This is a genomic window from Streptomyces sp. NPDC050448, assembly GCF_040655295.1.
Classification (GTDB): Bacteria; Actinomycetota; Actinomycetes; order Streptomycetales; family Streptomycetaceae; genus Streptomyces.
In genome coordinates, this window is sequence record NZ_JBFAJR010000093.1 from 1 (window position 1) to 5,249 (window position 5,249).

Annotated in this window: 2 rRNA genes; both read right to left on the minus strand. The window is 56.9% G+C overall.

The features are described 5' to 3' along the window. Positions 1–31 precede the first annotated feature (31 nt). Positions 32–3,155 (minus strand): 23S ribosomal RNA (locus tag AB0I68_RS38655). Positions 3,156–3,436: 281 nt separating this feature from the next. Next, a 16S ribosomal RNA gene (locus tag AB0I68_RS38660) occupies positions 3,437–4,961 on the minus strand. The 16S and 23S rRNA genes sit together here, the layout of an rRNA operon. Positions 4,962–5,249 lie beyond the last annotated feature (288 nt).

Genomic DNA, 5,249 nt, shown 5'->3' on the forward strand with positions numbered 1-5,249 from the left:
TTCAGAACTAACACAGTGGACGCGAGCAACTGAGGACAAGCCCTCGGCCTATTAGTACCAGTCAGCTCCACCCGTTACCGGGCTTCCACATCTGGCCTATCAACCCAGTCGTCTACTGGGAGCCTTACCCTCTCAAGGAGGTGGGAATACTCATCTTGAAGCAGGCTTCCCGCTTAGATGCTTTCAGCGGTTATCCCTCCCGAACGTAGCCAACCAGCCATGCCCTTGGCAGGACAACTGGCACACCAGAGGTTCGTCCGTCCCGGTCCTCTCGTACTAGGGACAGCCCTTCTCAATATTCCTACGCGCACAGCGGATAGGGACCGAACTGTCTCACGACGTTCTAAACCCAGCTCGCGTACCGCTTTAATGGGCGAACAGCCCAACCCTTGGGACCGACTCCAGCCCCAGGATGCGACGAGCCGACATCGAGGTGCCAAACCATCCCGTCGATATGGACTCTTGGGGAAGATCAGCCTGTTATCCCCGGGGTACCTTTTATCCGTTGAGCGACGGCGCTTCCACAAGCCACCGCCGGATCACTAGTCCCGACTTTCGTCCCTGCTCGACCCGTCGGTCTCACAGTCAAGCTCCCTTGTGCACTTACACTCAACACCTGATTGCCAACCAGGCTGAGGGAACCTTTGGGCGCCTCCGTTACTCTTTGGGAGGCAACCGCCCCAGTTAAACTACCCATCAGACACTGTCCCTGATCCGGATCACGGACCGAGGTTAGACATCCAGCACGACCAGAGTGGTATTTCAACGGCGACTCCACCCCAACTGGCGTTGGGGCTTCAAAGTCTCCCACCTATCCTACACAAGCCGAACCGAACACCAATATCAAACTGTAGTAAAGGTCCCGGGGTCTTTCCGTCCTGCTGCGCGAAACGAGCATCTTTACTCGTAGTGCAATTTCACCGGGCCTATGGTTGAGACAGTCGAGAAGTCGTTACGCCATTCGTGCAGGTCGGAACTTACCCGACAAGGAATTTCGCTACCTTAGGATGGTTATAGTTACCACCGCCGTTTACTGGCGCTTAAGTTCTCAGCTTCGCCACACCGAAATGTGACTAACCGGTCCCCTTAACGTTCCAGCACCGGGCAGGCGTCAGTCCGTATACATCGCCTTACGGCTTCGCACGGACCTGTGTTTTTAGTAAACAGTCGCTTCTCGCTGGTCTCTGCGGCCACCCCCAGCTCACGGAGCAAGTCCGATCACCAGTGATGGCCCCCCTTCTCCCGAAGTTACGGGGGCATTTTGCCGAGTTCCTTAACCATAGTTCACCCGAACGCCTCGGTATTCTCTACCTGACCACCTGAGTCGGTTTAGGGTACGGGCCGCCATGAAACTCGCTAGAGGCTTTTCTCGACAGCATAGGATCATCCACTTCACCACAATCGGCTCGGCATCAGGTCTCAGCCTTATATGAGGGACGGATTTGCCTACCCCTCGGCCTACACCCTTACCCCGGGACAACCACCGCCCGGGCTGGACTACCTTCCTGCGTCACCCCATCGCTTACCTACTACAAGTCTGGTTCGTCGGCTCCACCACTTTCCTTTCCCCGAAGGGTCCGGAACGGCTTCACGGACTTAGCATCGCCTGATTCGATATTGGGCGTTTCAAAGCGGGTACCGGAATATCAACCGGTTGTCCATCGACTACGCCTGTCGGCCTCGCCTTAGGTCCCGACTTACCCTGGGCAGATCAGCTTGACCCAGGAACCCTTAGTCAATCGGCGCACACGTTTCTCACGTGTGTATCGCTACTCATGCCTGCATTCTCACTCGTGAACCGTCCACAACTAGCTTCCGCTGCTGCTTCACCCGGCACACGACGCTCCCCTACCCATCACAGCGGGCGTTGGCCCTATTGCTGCAATGACACGACTTCGGCGGTACGCTTGAGCCCCGCTACATTGTCGGCGCGGAATCACTTGACCAGTGAGCTATTACGCACTCTTTCAAGGGTGGCTGCTTCTAAGCCAACCTCCTGGTTGTCTCTGCGACTCCACATCCTTTCCCACTTAGCGTACGCTTAGGGGCCTTAGTCGATGCTCTGGGCTGTTTCCCTCTCGACCATGGAGCTTATCCCCCACAGTCTCACTGCCGTGCTCTCACTTACCGGCATTCGGAGTTTGGCTAAGGTCAGTAACCCGGTAGGGCCCATCGCCTATCCAGTGCTCTACCTCCGGCAAGAAACACACGACGCTGCACCTAAATGCATTTCGGGGAGAACCAGCTATCACGGAGTTTGATTGGCCTTTCACCCCTAACCACAGGTCATCCCCCAGGTTTTCAACCCTGGTGGGTTCGGTCCTCCACGAAGTCTTACCTCCGCTTCAACCTGCCCATGGCTAGATCACTCCGCTTCGGGTCTAGAGCGTGCAACTCAATCGCCCTATTCGGACTCGCTTTCGCTACGGCTTCCCCACACGGGTTAACCTCGCTACACACCGCTAACTCGCAGGCTCATTCTTCAAAAGGCACGCAGTCACGACCGTTGTTCCGAAGAACAACGGCGACGCTCCCACGGCTTGTAGGCACACGGTTTCAGGTACTATTTCACTCCGCTCCCGCGGTACTTTTCACCATTCCCTCACGGTACTATCCGCTATCGGTCACCAGGGAATATTTAGGCTTAGCGGGTGGTCCCGCCAGATTCACACGGGATTTCTCGGGCCCCGTGCTACTTGGGAGATGAGCAAGCAAGCCGCTGATGTTTCGTCTACGGGGGTCTTACCCTCTACGCCGGACCTTTCGCATGTCCTTCGACTACATCAACGGTTTCTGACTCGCCGACCGGCCGGCAGACCGATCAAGCTCATTCCCACAACCCCGCATGCGCAACCCCTGCCGGGTATCACACGCATACGGTTTGGCCTCATCCGGTTTCGCTCGCCACTACTCCCGGAATCACGGTTGTTTTCTCTTCCTGAGGGTACTGAGATGTTTCACTTCCCCTCGTTCCCTCCACACTGCCTATGTGTTCAGCAGTGGGTGACAGCCCATGACGACTGCCGGGTTTCCCCATTCGGACACCCCCGGATCAAAGCTCAGTTGGCAGCTCCCCGGGGCCTATCGCGGCCTCTCACGTCCTTCATCGGTTCCTGGTGCCAAGGCATCCACCGTGCGCCCTTAAAAACTTGGCCACAGATGCTCGCGTCCACTGTGTAGTTCTCAAACAACGACCAGCCACCCATCACCCCACCAGACAAGCTGACGAGTTCACTGGGGCCGGCAAGAAGACACAACCAAACGGCCGTACCTTCAGGACCCAACAACGTGCCAAGCACGATCCTCCGTCAGTGAGTCACTTTCCACGCCGAAGCAGTACTCGTGATCCATCAGGAAAACCGTGCCAACTAATCAACGTTCCACCCATGAGCAACCGTGCGAGTCATTCGCTCGCAGTCGGCTATATGCTCCTTAGAAAGGAGGTGATCCAGCCGCACCTTCCGGTACGGCTACCTTGTTACGACTTCGTCCCAATCGCCAGTCCCACCTTCGACAGCTCCCTCCCTTACGGGTTGGGCCACCGGCTTCGGGTGTTACCGACTTTCGTGACGTGACGGGCGGTGTGTACAAGGCCCGGGAACGTATTCACCGCAGCAATGCTGATCTGCGATTACTAGCGACTCCGACTTCATGGGGTCGAGTTGCAGACCCCAATCCGAACTGAGACCGGCTTTTTGAGATTCGCTCCACCTCACGGTATCGCAGCTCATTGTACCGGCCATTGTAGCACGTGTGCAGCCCAAGACATAAGGGGCATGATGACTTGACGTCGTCCCCACCTTCCTCCGAGTTGACCCCGGCGGTCTCCTGTGAGTCCCCATCACCCCGAAGGGCATGCTGGCAACACAGGACAAGGGTTGCGCTCGTTGCGGGACTTAACCCAACATCTCACGACACGAGCTGACGACAGCCATGCACCACCTGTATACCGACCACAAGGGGGGCACTATCTCTAATGCTTTCCGGTATATGTCAAGCCTTGGTAAGGTTCTTCGCGTTGCGTCGAATTAAGCCACATGCTCCGCCGCTTGTGCGGGCCCCCGTCAATTCCTTTGAGTTTTAGCCTTGCGGCCGTACTCCCCAGGCGGGGAACTTAATGCGTTAGCTGCGGCACCGACGACGTGGAATGTCGCCAACACCTAGTTCCCAACGTTTACGGCGTGGACTACCAGGGTATCTAATCCTGTTCGCTCCCCACGCTTTCGCTCCTCAGCGTCAGTAATGGCCCAGAGATCCGCCTTCGCCACCGGTGTTCCTCCTGATATCTGCGCATTTCACCGCTACACCAGGAATTCCGATCTCCCCTACCACACTCTAGCTAGCCCGTATCGAATGCAGACCCGAGGTTAAGCCTCGGGCTTTCACATCCGACGTGACAAGCCGCCTACGAGCTCTTTACGCCCAATAATTCCGGACAACGCTTGCGCCCTACGTATTACCGCGGCTGCTGGCACGTAGTTAGCCGGCGCTTCTTCTGCAGGTACCGTCACTTTCGCTTCTTCCCTGCTGAAAGAGGTTTACAACCCGAAGGCCGTCATCCCTCACGCGGCGTCGCTGCATCAGGCTTTCGCCCATTGTGCAATATTCCCCACTGCTGCCTCCCGTAGGAGTCTGGGCCGTGTCTCAGTCCCAGTGTGGCCGGTCGCCCTCTCAGGCCGGCTACCCGTCGTCGCCTTGGTGGGCCATTACCCCACCAACAAGCTGATAGGCCGCGGGCTCATCCTTCACCGCCGGAGCTTTCAACCCCCACCCATGCAGGCAGGAGTATTATCCGGTATTAGACCCCGTTTCCAGGGCTTGTCCCAGAGTGAAGGGCAGATTGCCCACGTGTTACTCACCCGTTCGCCACTAATCCACCCCGAAGGGCTTCATCGTTCGACTTGCATGTGTTAAGCACGCCGCCAGCGTTCGTCCTGAGCCAGGATCAAACTCTCCATGAATGTTTACCCGTAATCGGGTGCACACGCACTTAGAGCGGGCCAGTCATGGTCGGAATATGACCGACTGACCACTGCGTCCTCGCTGTGTTGTTGCCTGCAAGCATCACCCGAAGGCGACCTCACAGGTCTTTTTCAAAGGAACCTCATCCACCGAAGTGGACGGGGTATCAACTTCTGGCGTTGATTTTTGGCACGCTGTTGAGTTCTCAAGGAACGGACGCTTCCTTTGTACTCACCCTCTCGGGCTTTCCTCCGGGCTTTCGTTCTTGCGTTTCCGACTCTATCAGA